The organism is Phyllobacterium myrsinacearum, from assembly GCF_002980555.1.
In the GTDB taxonomy this organism is placed as follows: domain Bacteria; phylum Pseudomonadota; class Alphaproteobacteria; order Rhizobiales; family Rhizobiaceae; genus Phyllobacterium; species Phyllobacterium myrsinacearum.
This window is the reverse complement of sequence record NZ_PVBT01000017.1, coordinates 1-936: the sequence shown is the minus strand read 5'-3', so window position 1 is coordinate 936 and position 936 is coordinate 1. Positions and strand designations below refer to the sequence as shown.

Sequence of the window (936 nt, the reverse complement as noted above, 5' to 3'; positions counted from 1 at the left end):
GGCCTTGGTCTTTTCTAAAGCCAGGTTCAAGATCAGAAGTGGATTTGGTATTTGAATTTTGTTTGTGGCGCTCAGAATGAGACTCTTTGGCGCTCGTTTGTGTTAAATTCAGCTTATCCTGCAACAGCTTGGAGATTTCCAGCTGGATGCATTCCAGCCCGTCCACAACCGGCTCCAGATCGCGGATCGTCGCCTGGCGCGGAATATCATCGATCACACCGCGAAACGCCGTGTAGCGGGCGCTCCAGTCGATGTCAGGCATTTCCTCGAAGCCCAGCTCGATCAGCTTGACGATATCACGGCGCAACAGCGTCACCTTCTCCTTCATCAGCTTCAGCTGCAGCCGCTCCGCGCGCACCGCATCCGCCATGGCGTCGAATTCCTGCGCCCGCACCACCAAGGGCGCCAGCGAGAAGCCAAAGGCCTCGCCGCCCTCCCCTGCCCCCGTCGCTCCTGTCCGGGCTTTGCGCGCATAGCGCTTGCCATTGGGGCTGTCCTTGCGGAAAATCAGGCCGCTCTCCACCAGCGCGCCCAGATGCCGGCGCAGCGTTGCCGGCGCCATGCCGTGCGCGCGCAGCGACAGTTGCGCATTGGACGGAAACACCACCAGGCCGTTTGCCTCGGCAAGTTCGCTCTGCGGATAGAACGTCAGCAGCGCGTTCAGAACCACCAGCGCCCGGTCGGAAATCCCGATCAGCGCCCGCGCCTCGCACAGGCTGCGAAACAGTTTCCATTTGTCGACCGAAGCCTGTGGATCGACGGCGCTGGCCTGCGCCTGCGTTGCCAGCATGCCAAGCGACAGCGGCCGCCGCCCGAAGGGCGTCGTGAATGCATTCCCCGACTGCATCGTCTTCTACCTTTCAATAGGCAAAAGAAATCCATCCGCCCAAACGACGCCAATTCTGCTTGACACTGATTCCCGGAAATGCGATTCTC

The 936-nt window shown here is 60.4% G+C and carries 1 protein-coding gene; it reads right to left on the bottom strand.

What is annotated here, in order from left to right; translation table 11 throughout:
* Positions 1 to 847, bottom strand: an 847-nt coding sequence (repC, locus tag C5750_RS26150) for a plasmid replication protein RepC (protein ID WP_280952439.1), incomplete at its 3' end; no start/stop codon positions are given.
* Between the last annotated feature and the right edge of the window lie 89 nt (positions 848 to 936).